15 protein-coding genes, 3 tRNA genes and 1 pseudogene are annotated in these 14,824 nt (G+C 70.1%); 10 read left to right on the top strand and 9 right to left on the bottom strand.

What is annotated here, in order from left to right; genetic code table 11:
* Positions 1-150: 150 nt before the first annotated feature.
* The 5 genes and pseudogenes from panD to pcnB all read right to left on the bottom strand — a co-directional run.
* Positions 151-531, bottom strand: coding sequence for an aspartate 1-decarboxylase (panD, locus tag MD221_RS00270; protein ID WP_242106872.1), 381 nt, complete (start codon positions 529-531; stop codon positions 151-153).
* Positions 532-697: 166 nt separating this feature from the next.
* On the bottom strand, positions 698-1,558 hold the full coding sequence (panC, locus tag MD221_RS00265) for a pantoate--beta-alanine ligase (RefSeq protein ID WP_242106870.1): 861 nt from the start codon (positions 1,556-1,558) through the stop codon (positions 698-700).
* The gene (panB, locus tag MD221_RS00260; RefSeq protein WP_242106869.1) at positions 1,555-2,370 is read right to left on the bottom strand and encodes a 3-methyl-2-oxobutanoate hydroxymethyltransferase; all 816 of its coding nucleotides are present in this window, start codon (positions 2,368-2,370) and stop codon (positions 1,555-1,557) included. The genes panC and panB overlap by 4 nt, the downstream gene beginning before the upstream one ends.
* 28 nt (positions 2,371-2,398) lie before the next feature.
* The gene (gene folK / locus MD221_RS00255; RefSeq protein ID WP_242106868.1) at positions 2,399-2,896 is read right to left on the bottom strand and encodes a 2-amino-4-hydroxy-6-hydroxymethyldihydropteridine diphosphokinase; all 498 of its coding nucleotides are present in this window, start codon (positions 2,894-2,896) and stop codon (positions 2,399-2,401) included.
* Positions 2,893-4,233: pseudogene (pcnB, locus tag MD221_RS00250) on the bottom strand (polynucleotide adenylyltransferase PcnB); the annotation flags it as partial. The pseudogene pcnB and the gene folK, both read right to left, overlap by 4 nt.
* Before the next feature lie 204 nt (positions 4,234-4,437).
* On the opposite strand from pcnB, the gene MD221_RS00245 reads away from it, so the two are divergent.
* Positions 4,438-4,513, top strand: a tRNA-Glu gene (locus tag MD221_RS00245).
* A 170-nt stretch (positions 4,514-4,683) separates the two neighbouring features.
* Positions 4,684-5,007, top strand: coding sequence for a ferredoxin FdxA (fdxA, locus tag MD221_RS00240; RefSeq protein ID WP_242106867.1), 324 nt, complete (start codon positions 4,684-4,686; stop codon positions 5,005-5,007).
* Between the two features lie 168 nt (positions 5,008-5,175).
* Here the strand turns inward: fdxA and MD221_RS00235 are convergent, their stop codons facing one another.
* Both MD221_RS00235 and dapA read right to left on the bottom strand, forming a co-directional pair.
* Positions 5,176-5,730: a hypothetical protein gene (locus tag MD221_RS00235; RefSeq protein ID WP_242106866.1), complete on the bottom strand. Its 555-nt coding sequence runs from the start codon at positions 5,728-5,730 to the stop codon at positions 5,176-5,178.
* A gap of 159 nt (positions 5,731-5,889) precedes the next feature.
* Complete coding sequence (dapA, locus tag MD221_RS00230; RefSeq protein ID WP_242106865.1) at positions 5,890-6,789, bottom strand: 4-hydroxy-tetrahydrodipicolinate synthase; 900 nt, start codon at positions 6,787-6,789, stop codon at positions 5,890-5,892.
* Between the two features lie 230 nt (positions 6,790-7,019).
* On the opposite strand from dapA, the gene MD221_RS00225 reads away from it, so the two are divergent.
* From MD221_RS00225 to MD221_RS00190, 8 genes are all read left to right on the top strand, one after another.
* Positions 7,020-7,586 carry a glycine cleavage system transcriptional repressor gene (locus MD221_RS00225; protein ID WP_242106864.1) on the top strand — a complete coding sequence of 189 codons (567 nt, stop codon included), beginning with the start codon at positions 7,020-7,022 and terminating at the stop codon, positions 7,584-7,586.
* Positions 7,586-8,062: a peroxiredoxin gene (locus MD221_RS00220; protein ID WP_242106862.1), complete on the top strand. Its 477-nt coding sequence runs from the start codon at positions 7,586-7,588 to the stop codon at positions 8,060-8,062. The genes MD221_RS00225 and MD221_RS00220 overlap by 1 nt, the downstream gene beginning before the upstream one ends.
* A 112-nt stretch (positions 8,063-8,174) precedes the next feature.
* Positions 8,175-9,572: a PhoH family protein gene (locus tag MD221_RS00215; protein WP_242106860.1), complete on the top strand. Its 1,398-nt coding sequence runs from the start codon at positions 8,175-8,177 to the stop codon at positions 9,570-9,572.
* A gap of 6 nt (positions 9,573-9,578) precedes the next feature.
* The gene (locus MD221_RS00210) at positions 9,579-10,247 is read left to right on the top strand and encodes a YoaK family protein (protein WP_242106858.1); all 669 of its coding nucleotides are present in this window, start codon (positions 9,579-9,581) and stop codon (positions 10,245-10,247) included.
* Between the two features lie 70 nt (positions 10,248-10,317).
* Positions 10,318-11,127 (top strand): bifunctional hydroxymethylpyrimidine kinase/phosphomethylpyrimidine kinase, encoded by an 810-nt coding sequence (gene thiD / locus MD221_RS00205; protein ID WP_242106856.1) that lies wholly within the window; start codon positions 10,318-10,320, stop codon positions 11,125-11,127.
* The gene (locus MD221_RS00200; protein ID WP_242106854.1) at positions 11,124-11,975 is read left to right on the top strand and encodes an alpha/beta hydrolase family protein; all 852 of its coding nucleotides are present in this window, start codon (positions 11,124-11,126) and stop codon (positions 11,973-11,975) included. Before thiD ends, MD221_RS00200 begins: the two co-directional genes overlap by 4 nt.
* 100 nt (positions 11,976-12,075) lie before the next feature.
* Positions 12,076-13,362, top strand: a complete 1,287-nt coding sequence (locus MD221_RS00195) for a nucleotide sugar dehydrogenase (protein WP_242106851.1) — start codon at positions 12,076-12,078, stop codon at positions 13,360-13,362.
* A gap of 101 nt (positions 13,363-13,463) precedes the next feature.
* The gene (locus MD221_RS00190) at positions 13,464-14,471 is read left to right on the top strand and encodes an NAD-dependent epimerase (RefSeq protein WP_242106849.1); all 1,008 of its coding nucleotides are present in this window, start codon (positions 13,464-13,466) and stop codon (positions 14,469-14,471) included.
* Between the two features lie 60 nt (positions 14,472-14,531).
* Here MD221_RS00190 and MD221_RS00185 read toward each other — a convergent pair.
* Positions 14,532-14,608 (bottom strand) — tRNA-Arg (locus MD221_RS00185).
* A 112-nt stretch (positions 14,609-14,720) separates the two neighbouring features.
* A tRNA-Ser gene (locus MD221_RS00180) sits at positions 14,721-14,813 on the bottom strand.
* Positions 14,814-14,824: the final 11 nt, after the last annotated feature.

Raw genomic sequence — 14,824 nt, 5'->3', positions numbered from 1 at the left:
ACCGTCCCCACCCTTCGGGTTGGCCCGCCATGGCCGCCATGCGGCGCCGCACGGCTTGACCTTGCAGGCAGCAAGGCGCTGCGCCGCGCAACACCACCTGACGGCCATGGCGGGCCAACGCGAGCGATGGGCAGCGCATAGGCAGGTTCTTCATGCCGCCTGCGCCGGGATCGACGTATTGGTGTGGGTCAGGCGATTCTGCCGGTCCACGTACACCAGGGTCGGCTTGAACTTGGCCGCCTCGGCCTCGTCGCAACTGCCGTAGGCGCAGATGATCACCAGGTCGCCCGGCTGCGCCTTGTGCGCGGCGGCGCCGTTCACCGAGATGATGCCGCTGCCTTCCTCGCCGCGGATGGCGTAGGTGGCGAAGCGCTCGCCGTTGTTGATGTTGTAGATCTCCACGCGCTCGTATTCGCGGATGCCGGAAATGTCGAGCAGGCGGCCGTCGATGGCGCACGAGCCTTCGTAATGCAGCTCGGCGTGAGTGACGGTGGCACGGTGGATCTTGGCTTTGAGCAGGGTCAGTTGCATGGGGAGGCCGTGGGGGCGAAAGGGCGCGCTCATGAGCCGCCCTATCGGCGGCGCATGCGCCATTGAGCGCCCGGCCAAGGAGGGCCGGGCCGGTGTATCCGGAGCCAGACATATGGCGCCAGGGACGGCAACACAAGACTCAGAACAAGGCTATCAAAGCTGAATACTACCTCGCCGGCATGGCGAACTCGAGATTGTCGATCAGGCGGGTCTTTCCCAGGCGGGCGGCGATCAGGGCCACGCGCTCCCCGTCCTCCCCGTCCAGCGGCTCGGTGAGATCGGGCCGGCGCAGCACCGCGTAATCCACCGCGAAACCCGCCTGCGCCAGCGCCGCGCTCGCGGCCGCCTCAGCCGCGGCGCGCGAGCTGCCGGCCACGGCCGCCTCGCGCATCGCCAGCAGCGTGCGGTGGATGACCGGCGCGAGCGCGCGTTCCTGCGGCGACAGGTACTGGTTGCGCGAACTCATCGCCAGGCCGTCGTCCTCGCGCACGATCGTCGCCGGCAGCAGTTCGACCGGAAACGCGAGATCGCGCACCAGGTAGCGGATCACCGCCAGTTGCTGGTAGTCCTTGCGCCCGAAGGCGGCGGCGTCCGGCTGCACCTGGTTGAACAGGCGCGAGACCACCGTGGCGACGCCGTCGAAGTGCCCCGGACGGTGCGCGCCGTCGAGCACGTCGGTGATGCCGGGCACGCGCATGCGTACGGCCCGGTCGGCGCCGTAGGGATACATCGTCTCCACCGAGGGCAGCCACAGCAGGTCGCAGCCGGCCGCGCGCAAGCCCTCGGCATCGGCCTCCGGCGTGCGCGGATAGCGGGCGAAGTCCTCGTTGGGACCGAACTGCGTGGGGTTGACGAAGACGCTGGCGACGACGCGGTCGGCGTGGCGGCGGGCGAGCTCGACCAGGGAATGATGCCCCGCGTGCAGATTGCCCATGGTCGGCACGAAGCCGATGCGCAGGCCTTCGCGCTTCCACGCCCCGATGCGGGCGCGCAACGCGTCGAGCGCGGTGACGGTCTCCAGGCTCATTCGTAGGAATGTTCGGGGCCGGGGAAGCTGCCCTCGCGCACCGCGGCGACATAGGCCTTCACCGCGCCGGCGACGGAGCCGCCCTCGCCCAGGAAATCCTTGACGAACTTGGGACGCCGATGGCCGGTGTGCAGGCCGAGGAAATCGTGCAGCACCAGCACCTGGCCGTCGCAATGCGGGCCGGCGCCGATGCCGATGGTGGGGATTACGACGGCGGCGGTGATCGCCTCGGCCAGCCCGGACGGCACGCATTCGAGCACCAGCAGCGTCGCGCCGGCCTCCGCCACCGCGGCGGCGTCCTCGCGCAGGCGCCGCGCCACGGCGTCCTCGCGTCCCTGCACCTTGTAGCCGCCCAGGCGCAGCACCGACTGCGGCGTCAGGCCGAGATGCGCGCAGACGGGAATCTCGCGCTCCACCAGGAAGCGGATGACCTCGAGCTTGTGGCCCGCGCCTTCCAGCTTGACCATCTGCGCGCCGGCCTGGAGCAGGCGCGTGGACGCCTCGAGCGCGCGCTCGGGCGTGGCGTCGGCCTGGAACGGCAGGTCGGCGACCAGCAGCGAGCGCCTGACGCCACGGGCGACGATGGCGGTGTGATAGACCATGTCGTCGACGCTGACCGGCAGCGTCGAACCGTGCCCCTGCACCACCATGCCCAGCGAATCGCCGACCAGCAGGATGTCGGCGCCGCTCTCGTCGAAGACGCGCGCGAACCCGGCATCGTAGGCGGTGAGCATCGCCAGCCTGTGTCCGCCGCGCTTGGCTTCGGCCAGCGCCGGGACGGTCAACGGCTTGCGGTCATCGGGAGCGTACATGGCGACGACATCCGTTTGGTGCGGTGCATCAGAGTACCGCTTCGATGCCCTCGTCCGCCACGGCGACACGCGCGGCACGGACCGTTCCGCGCCCGGGGATGCGCGCCTGCGGCGCGATCTCCGCCAGCGGCACCAGCACGAAGGCGCGCTCGTGCAGGTGCGGATGCGGCACGTGCAGTCCGGGCTCGTCGATCGCCGCCTCGCCGTAGAGCAAAAGATCCAGATCCAGCGTGCGCGGTCCCCAGCGCCCGTCCTGGGCGGCGCGTTCGCGGCCGAAGCCGCGTTCCAGGCCCAGCAGCGCCTCGAGCAGCGCCCGCGCGGCCAGGCCGGTCTCCAGCGCGGCGGCGGCGTTGACGAAATCCGGCTGGTCGCGGCGTCCCCAGGCCGGGGTGCGGTACAGCGCGGAAGCGCGCAGCAGGCGCGTGTGCGGCAGGCCGTCCAGCGCCCGGATCGCCTCGCGCAAGGTGCGCACCGAGTCCCCGACATTGCTGCCGAGGCCGACGTAGGCGACCTGCGCCTGGCTCATTCGGCTGCGGAATGCGCGGCGGCAGGCTTGCGACGGCGGCGACGGCGCTTGCGCGGGCCGGAAGCCGCGCCTTCGGCGCCCTCCTCCTCCGTCTCGGCCGCGTCCTCCACCGGATGCAGGGCGATGGCGTTGTCCGGGTCCTGCTGGGCGTCGCGCCAGAACGCCACGTCCTCGGCATGGCCGTCGGAGGCGGCCTGGCGCAGCACCAGGAAATCGAAGGCGGCGCGGAAGCGCGGGTGCGCAAGCGTGCGCATCACCCGCTTGCGCTGGCGCTGGCCCGAGCGCGCCTGCATCAGCCGCGCCTGCATCAGCCAGATCTCCTGCATCGGCAGCGAGAAGCGGCGCGGCAGCGCGATCGAATCCAGCTGGTGCACGGTGACCCGGTCGGCGGCGCGGCGCTGCGCCTCGGTCAGGTGCACGCCCTGGGATTGCAGGGTCATCAGCGCGCGGCAATAGGCCGGCCACAGCAGCACCGCGAACAGGAAGGCGGGCGAGACCGGCTCGTCCGCGCGCACCCTGGCATCGGTGCTGCGCAGGCCGGCGATCACCATGCGGCGCAGCGCGCCGCTGCGGTTGGCGGCAAGCGCGGCGGCCGTGTCCGGGAACAGCGCCGGCAGCAGGCCGTAGCGCTCCAGGCCCTCGAAACTGGCCTCGGCATGGCCGTACAGGAACAGCTTCAGGCAATCCTCGAACAGCCGCGCCGGCGCGGCCTCGCGCAACAGGGGCGCCAGGCGCGGGATCGGCTCGGCGGTGGCCGGATCGATGCTGAAACCGAGCTTGGCGGCGAAGCGGATCGCGCGCAGCATGCGCACCGGATCCTCGCGGTAGCGGGTCTCCGGGTCGCCGATCAGCTTCAGCACGCGATTGTTCACGTCCTCGAAGCCGCCGACGTAGTCGCGCACCGAGAAATCTTCCACCGTGTAGTACAGGGCGTTGGCGGTGAAGTCGCGCCGGACGGCGTCGTCCTCGATGCTGCCGTAGACGTTGTCGCGCAGCAGGCGGCCGTCGTCGTGGACCTGGCGGTCGCCGCTGCCGTCGTCGCTGTTGGCGCGGAAGGTGGCGACCTCGATGATCTCGCGCCCGAACACCACGTGCGCCAGGCGGAAGCGCCGCCCGATCAGCCGGCAGTTGCGGAACAGGTGCTTGACCTCCTCCGGGGTGGCGCTGGTGGCGACGTCGAAGTCCTTGGGGTGGCCGCCGGTCAGCAGGTCGCGCACGGCGCCGCCCACCAGGTAGGCGTCGAAGCCGCCTTCGCGGAGGCGATAGAGCACGCGCAAGGCGTTGGCGCTGATGTCCTTGCGCGAGATCGTGTGCTGCTCGCGCGGGATGACGCGCTGGGCGATGGAATTGGCTTGGGTCGGGTTGGGCATCGGAGTCTGTTGGATCGGCTGCCCTTCCGGCACCCGCGATGAACGCGGATCCTTCCGCGAGCCCGGGTCGTCAACAACCGGGCTTTCTACGATATACTAACAAGCTGCGCCGGGCACCCGCCCTGCCAGCCGGTCGTCCAACCGGCGTCGGCCTAGCGGCCGGCAACCCCAGCTCCCTTCGTCTAGAGGCCTAGGACGTGGCCCTCTCAAGGCTAAAACACGGGTTCGAATCCCGTAGGGAGCGCCATATCCGCGGATTTCCGCACGCAAGACCCGGCCCCGGCCGGGTCTTGTTTTTTCCGAGGCCGGTTTTCCGCGGCCGGTTTTTGGGCGGCCGACCCGTCGCCGGCCGGCGAGCCTTCGCCGCGCTTCGGACAAGCCGCTAGACTATCCATCAAGCCCGACAGCCATCGCCCCATGCCCTTCGTCGTCACCGAAAACTGCATCAAGTGCAAGTACACCGATTGCGTGGAGGTCTGCCCGGTCGACTGTTTCCATGAAGGCCCGAACTTCCTGGTGATCGATCCGGACGAGTGCATCGACTGCACCCTGTGCGAGCCCGAGTGCCCGATCAACGCGATCTATCCCGAGGACGACGTCCCGGCGGGCCAGGAGGAATTCGTCGCCCTGAACGCCGAGCTGGCCAAGGCCTGGCCGGTGATCACCGCGCGCAAGGAAGGCCTGGCCGACGCGAAGGAGTGGGAAGGCAAGACCGGCAAGCTGCCGCTGCTGGAACGCTGAGCCCAGGGTGCGTTGTTGCATCAAATGACAATGGGCCCGAAGGGCCCATTTGCGTGTGCGGTCCGTGGCGCGGCGATACTGGCTTCGGATCGCCCGGCCCGACCTTCCCTGGCGCGGCATCCGGGCCCACGGGCCGATGCCGGCACGGGCATCGGCCAAGCGTGGCCCTCAGCCGCCCAGCGCGCCCTTCAAGGCGGCGATCAGCTTGGTCGGCGCCTCGCCGCTGGCCGGCAGGCCGCGCGGATCGACGGCGGACACGTACACGCCGGCATCGACCTTGGTGACGCGCACCAGGAACTTGCTGCCCTCGTAATCGACGTCGTAGGTGCCGAGGATCTGCGCCTTGCTGGCGATGACCACGCCCGTGGTGGCCGCCAGCGCGTCGCCGACCTTGGCGAAGACCGCGTCGCGCTCGCCCTGCACGGTGAAGCCGCTGGCGCTGCTCGCCGGCCCGACCGGCGCGGCGGTCGTGGGCGCCGTCGGCAGCGAGGAGCGGCTGACCGACTGGCCCTCGCCGCTGCCCAGCTTCATCGCGCCCGAGGTGTCCGGGAGGTTGAGGTCCGGCGGGACTTCCAGCGGACGGCTCTCCGGGCTCATGGCATAGAGATCGTTCTTCTTGCGGAACCAGCTGCAGCCCGAGCTGCCGAAGACGGCCACGGCCACCAGGGCGACGACGAGGGGACGGAGCGGAACCATCTTGGGGAGGGGCATGGAAAGGCGCATCGGGTTCTCCTGCGGATCAAGCCGCCAGTGTATCGCGAGTGAGGACGGTGCCAGGCTTAACCGATGCCCTCTCGGCGTCGGCCGCGGCGCCGGGTGTCCGTCATGGGCGGCCGGACCGGTCGATCCGAAACCGGCATCGCCCGGCCGCGGACGGCCGGGTCAACGGGTGGCGGCGCCTTCGGCCTCCAGCGCCTGCACGGTCGCCAGCATCTGCTCGGCCAGGGCGGTGTGCCCGGCCGAAAGCGCCGTCAGCGGCAGGCGCAGCCCCGTGCCGATGCCCTGCCGGGCCAGCAGCGCCTTCACCGGGATCGGATTGGGCTCGACGCCGAGGAAGTCGTAGAGCGCGTGCATCCGCGCATCCAGGGCCTGCGCCGACGCCGCTTCGCCGCCGCGCGCCAGATCGCCCAGGCGGCGGAACGCGGCGGGCACCACGTTCGAGGCGACCGAGATCACGCCGTCGGCGCCGGCCAGCATCGCGCGCGCCGCGGTCGGGTCGTCGCCGCTGAGCACGGCGAAGCCGTCCGCGCGCAAGGGCAGCAGCGCCTGCATGCGTTCGGGCTCGTTGCGCGCCTCCTTGAGGCCGACGATGCGCGCGTGCCCGGCCAGCGCGGCGGCGGTCTCCGGCAGCAGGTCGCAACCGGTGCGCCCGGGAACGTTGTAGAGCACGATCGGCAGCGCGCCGTCGTCGGCGAGCGCCCGGTAGTGCGCAAGCAGTCCGGCCTGGGTCGGGCGCACGTAGGGCGGCGTCACCACCAGCGCCGCGTCCGCTCCCAGCGCGGCGGCGCGTCGGGTCTGCTCGATGGTCTTGGCGGTGTTGGACAGGCCGGTGCCGGCGAGCACCGGGATGCGTCCGCCCAGCGCTTCCACCGCGATGCGCAGCAGGCTGTCGTACTCGGAGTCGAGCAGCGCCGCCGCCTCGCCGGTGGAGCCGGCCACCACCACGCCCTGGGTGCCCGCCGCCAGTTGCGCCTGGAGCAGGCGCCGCCAGGCGTCGAGGTCAAGTTCGCCGGCGGCCGTGAACGGTGTCGCCAGCGCAGTGATGCTGCCGGAAATTCGCATATGCGCAGATGCCAAGGTTGGGAGAGGTGACCGGGGAGTCGAGCAACCGATTGAAATTCGCGGCAAATCCCGCCACGCGGCGATCGCGCCCGCCTTCGGCCTCCGGTCTTTCCGCGCCAACTTTACTTGCGGCCCGAAACCGCGGGCAAGTATGCTGATCGCCGTCCCGGTCGCCGTGCCGGACCGCCGCTCATCCCCGTACGCCATACCCATACGCTTCGGACGCCGCCTTGACCGATTCAGACAACGCTGCGCGGCCCGCGCCGAACGAGAACTACCTGCTGATCAACGCCTATTCGACGCATCCGCAGTCGCCGCTGCTTCCGGTCACGCGGCGCATCTCCGACAGCGGCTGCAACCTGGTCGACACGCGCCTGTCCACCGTCGGCCGCGACGTTTCGGTCACCGCGCTGGCGACCGGCTCCTGGGACTCGGTGGCCAAGCTCGAGGCCATGCTGACCCGCCTGGAGCGCGAGGAAGGCCTGAAGCTGGTCTGGTACCGCACCGGACCGAAGCCGGTACAGTCCAACCTGCTGCCCTACGTGGTCGAAGTGGTGGCCTCGGACAAGCCCGGCATCCTGTTCCAGCTGGCCGATTTCTTCGATCGACAGGGCATCACCATCGAGAGCCTGCACTGCTCGCGCTACCGCGCCATGCAGACCGGCGCCGACATGTTCTCGGCCCAGGTCACCATCGGCGTGCCCTCCGACATGCACATCGCCGCGCTGCGCGACGATTTCCTCGAGTTCTGCGACCACCTGAATCTCGACGCCATCATGGACCCGATGAAATTCTGATGTCCCTCGACCGCGGCGACCCGATTCCGAAGAAACTGCGGCTGGCGCTCTCCGGCGGCGACGACGCCACCCTCGAGGACTATGCCGGCGGCTGGCTGGTGCTGTACTTCTATCCCAAGGATTCCACGCCCGGCTGCACCACCGAGGGCATCGACTTCAACGCCCTGCTGCCCAAGTTCAAGAAGCTGGGCGCCACCGTGCTCGGCGTCTCGCGCGACTCGCTCAAGTCGCACCAGAACTTCTGCGCCAAGCAGGGCTTCAGGTTCGAGCTGGTCAGCGATCCCGACGAAACGCTGTGCAAGGCCTTCGACGTGATCCGCGAAAAGAACATGTACGGCCGCAAGGTGATCGGCATCGAGCGCAGCACCTTCCTGATCGACCCCAAGGGACGCATTCGCGAAGCCTGGCGCAAGGTCAAGGTCGCCGGCCACGCGCAGGCGGTCCTCGACGCCCTGAAGGCGGCGCAATCCCAGTGACCCCCCATTCCGTGCCACCGGCCCACTGCCCCGCCCCGCGGGCCGCGGTGGCCCGCGCGCGGGCTTCCCGATGCTTTTCCCCTCAAACGATCCGGACGTTCAGGACGACGCGATGACCAAAGGCAAGCGCATCTACGTGCTCGATACCAATGTGCTGATGCACGATCCGACCGCCTTGTTCAAGTTCGAGGAGCACGATGTGTTCCTGCCGATGCAGGTCATCGAGGAGCTCGACAACGGCAAGAAGGGCACCTCGGAAGCCAGCCGCAACGCGCGCCAGGTCAGCCGCTTCATCAACGAGCTGATCGAGACGCAAGGGGCCGACAAGATCGCCTCCGGCCTGACCCTCACGCGGCCGCAGGGACTGCAGCTGCGCTCGGCCGAGAGCATCGGCCGGCTGCAGTTCCAGACCGGCTCGCTGGAAACGCGCAAGCGCGGGGACGACAAGGCCGACAACGACATCATCAACGCGATCGTCGCGCTGAAGCAGGCCGAGCCGGGCGCGCCGGTGGTGTTCGTGTCCAAGGACATCAACCTGCGCATCAAGGCGGCGATCGCGGGCATCGCCTCCGAGGACTACGAGAACGACCGCGCCCTCGACGACTTCAACCTGCTCTACACCGGCGCCACCGCGCTGGCGGAGGATTTCTGGCAGCGCCACGGCAAGGACCTGAAGTCCTGGACCGACAAGGGCCGCACCTTCTACGAGCTGACGCTGGAGGACGACGAGGACTGGCACGCCAACCAGTTCCTCTACCTGCCCGGCGACGAGCAGACCGAGCTGCGCGTGGCCAAGGTCGAGGGCGGGCGCGCGACGCTGCAGATCGTCGACGATTACCGCAACCAGCAGCACGCGGTCTGGGGCATCAGCGCGCGCAACCGCGAGCAGAACTTCGCGCTCAACGCGCTGATGGATCCGGAGATCGACTTCGTCACCCTGCTCGGCACCGCCGGCACCGGCAAGACCCTGCTGGCGCTGGCCGCGGGCCTGGCGCAGACCATGGACGCGCAGCGCTACCGCGAGATCATCATGACCCGCGCCACGGTCAGCGTCGGCGAGGACATCGGCTTCCTGCCCGGCACCGAGGAAGAGAAGATGACGCCGTGGATGGGCGCGCTCACCGACAACCTCGAAGTGCTGATGCCCAGCAACAAGGAAGGCGGCAGCTGGGGACGCGCGGCCACCAACGACCTGCTCGCCTCGCGCATCAAGATCCGCTCGCTCAACTTCATGCGCGGCCGCACCTTCCTCAACCGCTGGCTGATCCTGGACGAGGCGCAGAACCTCACGCCCAAGCAGATGAAGACGCTAATCACCCGCGCCGGCCCCGGCACCAAGATCGTCTGCCTGGGCAACGTCGAGCAGATCGACACGCCCTACCTCACCGAGACCACCTCCGGCCTCACCTACGCGGTCGACCGCTTCAAGAACTGGGCGCACAGCGCGCACGTCACCCTGCGTCGCGGCGAGCGCTCGCGCCTGGCCGACTACGCCTCGGAAGTGCTGTAGCAGGCGATGGGGGTGTACCTGCCGCGATGGGTGTGGGTCGGCGCGGGAACGCTGGCCTGCATCGCCGGCATGGTCAACGTCACCGGCTTCCTGGGATTCGAGCACCAGGCGATCACCCATCTCACCGGCACCGCCACCCTGCTCGGGGCCGCGGTCGCTGGCGGCGACGCGCGCGGCATGGCGCACCTGGCGGGGATGCTGCTGGCGTTCCTGCTCGGCGCGGCGCTGAGCGGCATGATCGTGCAGGACAGCACCTTGCGCCTGGGGCGCCGCTACGGCGTCTGCCTGGCGCTGGAATCGGCGCTGCTGTTCGCGGCGGTGCCGCTGTTCCACCGCCATTCCCTGCTCGGCGCGCTGTTCGCGGCGGCGGCCTGCGGGCTGCAGAACGCGATGGCGACCGCCTACAGCGGCGCCGTGGTGCGCACCACCCACATCAGCGGCATGTTCACCGACCTGGGGATCGGCATCGGCCACGCCTTGCGCGGCACGCCGCTGCAGACGCGGCGCCTGCTGCTCAGCGCGCTGATCATCTGCTGCTTCTTCGCCGGCGCGGTGGCCGGCGCCTGGCTGTACGCGCGCATCGGGTATGCCTCGCTGCTGATTCCGGCCACGCTCACCGGACTGGTGGGCGCGAGCTACGTCTGCTACCGCCATCTGCACCGCGGCGACGCCTAGCGAGGAACCGCCGCCGGCCATCGGCCGGCATCCGCGAGACACCCTCGACCAGGCACGGCACAATGCCGGCATGACCGCTCCCCGCCCCCTTTCCGTCCTGACCATCGCGGGCTCCGATTCCGGCGGCGGCGCCGGCATCCAGGCCGACCTGAAGACCTTCGCCGCGCACGGCGTGCACGGCCTGTCGGCGATCGCGGCGCTGACCGCGCAGCACACCCGCGCCGTGACCGCCGTGCACGTGCCGCCGGTGGCGTTCCTGCGCGCGCAGATCGACGCCTGCTTCGAGGACTTCGACATTGGCGCGGTCAAGCTCGGCATGCTGGCGACGGCGGAGGTGATCGATGCCGTCGCCGACGCGCTGCAGGCGCACCGTCCCGCGCACGTGGTGCTGGACCCGGTGATGGTGGCGACCTCCGGCGCCAAGCTGCTCGCCGACGACGCGCTCGAAGCCATGCGCGGACGCCTGCTGCCCCTGGCCGGCATCGTCACGCCGAACATCCCCGAGGCGGAACTGCTGCTCGGCACGCCGATCGCCGACGGCGACGCCGCCGACCGCGCGGCCGCCGCGCTGCGCGCGCTCGGCGCGCGCGCGGTGCTGCTCAAGGGCGGCCACCTCGAGGAAGGCGACCAGGTGATCGACCGCTACCGCGACGATGCCGAACGCAGCGTCTTCGCGCATGCGCGCATGCGCATCGACGGCCACGGCACCGGCTGCACGCTGGCCTCGGCGATCGCCGCCAATCTCTGCCGCGGCCTGCCCATCGCCCAGGCCTGCGCGCGCGCCACCGACTACGTGCATGCCGCGCTGCGCGCCGGCTACCGGCCGGGGCACAGCGACGTCCTGGTCCTGGGCCATCTGCACGCGGGCGTGGCGGCATGAACGACGGCGCCTCGCCTGCGGCCCTCGAACTGCCGCTGCAGGCCCGCGACGGCCACCGCTTCACCCTGCTGGCGCGCATTCCCGCCGATGCCCGCCGCAGCCTGCTCTGGCTGCCGGCGCTGGGCGTGGCGGCCAGGCACTACCTGCCCTTCGCCGAATCGCTGGCCCGGCGCGGCGTGGCCGTATTCCTGCACGAATGGCGCGGCCTGGGCAACAGCAGCCTGCGCGCAGGCCGCGCGACCAACTGGGGATACCGCGAACTGCTGTTCGACGACATCCCGCTCAGCGAAGCGGCCGCGATCGAAACGGGCGCCTCGTTGCCGCGGATCGTCGGCGGCCATAGCCTGGGCGGGCAGTTCGCCTGCATGCGCCTGGGATTGGCGCCGGACTACGCGCGCACGCTCTGGCTGGTGGCCAGCGCCGCGCCCTACTGGCGCGCCTATCCGCTGCCGCACCGGCTGGGACTGCCGCTGGCCTACCGCGCCGCGCCCTGGTACGCAGACCGCCATGGCCATCTGCCCGGACACAGGTTCCGCTTCGCCGGCAACGAGGCGCGCCAGCTGATCCGCGACTGGGCCGGCACCGGCCTGAGCGGCCGCTATGCCGTCGCCGGCATCCCCGAGGATCTCGAGGGGCGCATGGCCGCGCGCGGCGACGTGGACGCGCGCGCGGCGGTGATGGACGAGGACTGGCTGGCGCCGGAGCGTCCGGTGCGCTTCCTGCTGTCGAAACTGCCTCGCGCGCGCGCGAGGCTGCAGCATTTCGATGCCGCGGCGCTGGGCGTGCGCGCCGACCACTTCGCCTGGATGAAGGCGCCGGAGCGCGTGGCCGCCTGGCTGTGCGAATGAGGCGGCGCTTGCCGGACGCGATGCCGGCGCGCCGTGCTTGCGGCCAAGCGCCGCCGCAATCTCTTCAACCCTTGCGATTTCGCGTACCCTAGCCGCGCCCATGTCCGCGCACCCGCCCGCCAGAGACGACCTTCGCATCGCCGTGATCGGCCTGGGCTACGTCGGCCTGCCGCTGGCGGTCGCCTTCGGGCGCCGGCACGACACGCTCGGATTCGACATCGATGCCGCGCGCATCGCCGAATTGCGCGCCGGGCGCGACCAGACGCTGGAGGTCTCCGCCGCGGAGCTGGCATCGGCCGCCAGGCTGACCCTGGCCGACGATGCCGCCGCGCTCGCCGGCCGCAACGTCTTCATCGTCACCGTGCCCTCGCCGATCGACGCCTACAAGCGCCCCGACCTGCGCCCGCTGGAAGCGGCCAGCCGCAGCGCCGGCCGCGCGCTCGCCCGCGGCGGCGTGGTGATCTACGAATCCACCGTGTACCCGGGCGCCACCGAGGAGATCTGCGTGCCGATCCTGGAGCGCGAATCCGGGCTGCGCTGCAACGTCGATTTCTTCGTCGGCTACAGCCCGGAACGGATCAATCCCGGCGACAAGCGGCACCGGCTGGAAAGCATCCTCAAGGTGACCTCCGGCTCCACGCCCGAGGCGGCCGACTTCGTCGACGCGCTGTACGCGGACATCGTCGAGGCCGGCACGCACAGGACCTCGAGCATCCGCGTGGCCGAGGCCGCCAAGGTGATCGAGAACACGCAGCGCGACGTCAACATCGCCCTGATCAACGAACTGGCGCTGATCTTCCAGCGCCTCGGAATCGACACGCACGAAGTGCTGGAGGCCGCCGGCACCAAGTGGAACTTCCTGCCGTTCCGGCCGGGCCTGGTCGGCGGGCACTGCATCGGCGTGGACCCCTACTACCTCACGCACAAGGCTCAGCAGATCGGCTACCAGCCGGAGATGATCCTGGCCGGGCGCCGCATCAACGACGGCATGGGACGGCACGTCGCCGAACGCACGGTGAAGCTGATGCAGCAGCGCGGCATCCAGACCGCGGGAGCGCGGGTGCTGGTGCTGGGGTTGGCGTTCAAGGAAAACTGCACCGACCTGCGCAACACCCGCGTGATCGACATCGTCGAGGAGCTGCAGAGCTACAGCATCGACGTCGACGTCCACGATCCCTGGGTGGCGCCCGCGCAGGCGCAGGCCGAGTACGGGCTGGCGCTCGCCGACCCGCGCCCGGGCCGCTACGACGCGGTGATCCTGGCGGTGGCGCACGAGCGCTTCGTCGCCCTGGGCGCCGACGGCATCCGCGCCTTCGCCAAGCCGGGGGCTGTGCTCTTCGACGTCAAGCACGCACTGCCGCACGGCAGCGCGGACGCTAGCCTCTGACCTCCGAGATCGCGGCCGGGCGGCGCTCCGGCGACTGATCCGCGCCACGGCGGCCGTGCCCGGGGCTTACAATCGGCGGCAATCCCCCTTCGCGTCCTTTCATGCGCATCCTGGTCACCGGCGCCGCCGGATTCATCGGTTCCAAGCTCAGCGAATGCCTGCTCGCGCGCGGCGACGAGGTGCTGGGCTACGACAACCTCAACGACTACTACGATCCGCGGCTGAAGCAGGCGCGGCTGGCGCGGCTGCAGCCGCTGGCCGGCTTCCGCTTCGCGCACGCCTCGCTCGAGGATCGCGCCGCGCTGGAGCGCGCCTTCGCCGATTTCGCGCCGCAGCGCGTGGTCAACCTGGCCGCGCAGGCCGGCGTGCGCTATTCGCTGGAGAATCCGCGCGCCTACGTCGACAGCAACGTGGTCGGCTTCCTCAACGTCCTGGAAGCCTGCCGCCACGGCGGCATCGAGCACCTGGTCTATGCCTCGTCCAGTTCCGTATACGGCGCCAACCGCAAGCTGCCGTTCTCGGTGGAGGACAGCGTCGACCACCCGGTAAGCATGTACGCGGCCACCAAGAAGGCCAACGAGCTGATGGCGCATACCTACAGCCACCTGTTCGGCCTGCCGACCACGGGCCTGCGCTTCTTCACCGTCTACGGACCGTGGGGCCGCCCGGACATGGCGCTGTTCCTGTTCACGCGCAACATCCTTGCCGGACGGCCGATCGACGTCTTCAACCAGGGCCGCCACAGCCGCGACTTCACCTATATCGACGATATCGTCGAGGGCGTGGTGCGCACGCTCGACCGCGTCCCCGGGCCCGATCCGCAGTACGACCCGATGGCGCCCACGCCCGCGAGCTCGGACGCCCCCTACCGCGTGTACAACATCGGCAACCACCGCCCGGTGGAGCTGCTGCGCTACATCGAGGTGCTGGAAGATTGCCTCGGCCGCAAGGCGACGATGCGCCTGCTGCCGATGCAGCCGGGCGACGTGCCCGACACCTACGCCGACGTCGAGGCGCTGCGCCGCGACACCGGCTATTCGCCGTCGACGCCGATCGAGGTGGGCATCGAGCGCTTCGTGGCCTGGTACCGCGAGTTCTACGGGGAATAGGAGTTCTGCGGAAGCCACAAAACGAAAACCCGGCCGAGGCCGGGTTTTCGTTTTCGTATATGGCGCGCCCGGAGAGATTCGAACTCCCGACCCCCAAGTTCGTAGCCTGGTGCTCTATCCAGCTGAGCTACGGGCGCGTGATGCAGAAGCGGAATTGTGCCGAATCGGTGGCACCTCCGTCAATCCGTCTTTTTCGTCTGGACCTCCGCGCCTGGGTGGCGGGGCGTCCGGCGGAGCAACCCGCCTGAGTGGCGGAGACTGAGGGATTCGAACCCTCGATGGAGCTTTTGACCCCATACTCCCTTAGCAGGGGAGCCCCTTCGGCCTCTCGGGCAAGTCTCCGGGTGCGGTGC

It is taken from the genome of Luteimonas aquatica, assembly GCF_022662575.1.
Classification (GTDB): Bacteria; Pseudomonadota; Gammaproteobacteria; order Xanthomonadales; family Xanthomonadaceae; genus Luteimonas; species Luteimonas aquatica.
The sequence above is the reverse complement of the archived record's forward strand: the minus strand, read 5'-3'. Positions and strand labels throughout refer to the sequence as shown.

Coding starts and splice junctions, on each gene's coding strand:
- MD221_RS00195 (WP_242106851.1), top strand. CDS start 12,076: ATGTCCGCGCACCCGCCCGCCAGAGACGACCTTCGCATCGCCGTGATC.
- MD221_RS00220 (WP_242106862.1), top strand. CDS start 7,586: ATGTCCCTCGACCGCGGCGACCCGATTCCGAAGAAACTGCGGCTGGCG.
- MD221_RS00200 (WP_242106854.1), top strand. CDS start 11,124: ATGAACGACGGCGCCTCGCCTGCGGCCCTCGAACTGCCGCTGCAGGCC.
- fdxA (WP_242106867.1), top strand. CDS start 4,684: ATGCCCTTCGTCGTCACCGAAAACTGCATCAAGTGCAAGTACACCGAT.
- dapA (WP_242106865.1), bottom strand. CDS start 6,789: ATGCGAATTTCCGGCAGCATCACTGCGCTGGCGACACCGTTCACGGCC.
- MD221_RS00190 (WP_242106849.1), top strand. CDS start 13,464: ATGCGCATCCTGGTCACCGGCGCCGCCGGATTCATCGGTTCCAAGCTC.
- MD221_RS00210 (WP_242106858.1), top strand. CDS start 9,579: ATGGGGGTGTACCTGCCGCGATGGGTGTGGGTCGGCGCGGGAACGCTG.
- MD221_RS00235 (WP_242106866.1), bottom strand. CDS start 5,730: ATGCGCCTTTCCATGCCCCTCCCCAAGATGGTTCCGCTCCGTCCCCTC.
- thiD (WP_242106856.1), top strand. CDS start 10,318: ATGACCGCTCCCCGCCCCCTTTCCGTCCTGACCATCGCGGGCTCCGAT.
- folK (WP_242106868.1), bottom strand. CDS start 2,896: ATGAGCCAGGCGCAGGTCGCCTACGTCGGCCTCGGCAGCAATGTCGGG.
- panD (WP_242106872.1), bottom strand. CDS start 531: ATGCAACTGACCCTGCTCAAAGCCAAGATCCACCGTGCCACCGTCACT.
- MD221_RS00215 (WP_242106860.1), top strand. CDS start 8,175: ATGACCAAAGGCAAGCGCATCTACGTGCTCGATACCAATGTGCTGATG.
- panB (WP_242106869.1), bottom strand. CDS start 2,370: ATGTACGCTCCCGATGACCGCAAGCCGTTGACCGTCCCGGCGCTGGCC.
- panC (WP_242106870.1), bottom strand. CDS start 1,558: ATGAGCCTGGAGACCGTCACCGCGCTCGACGCGTTGCGCGCCCGCATC.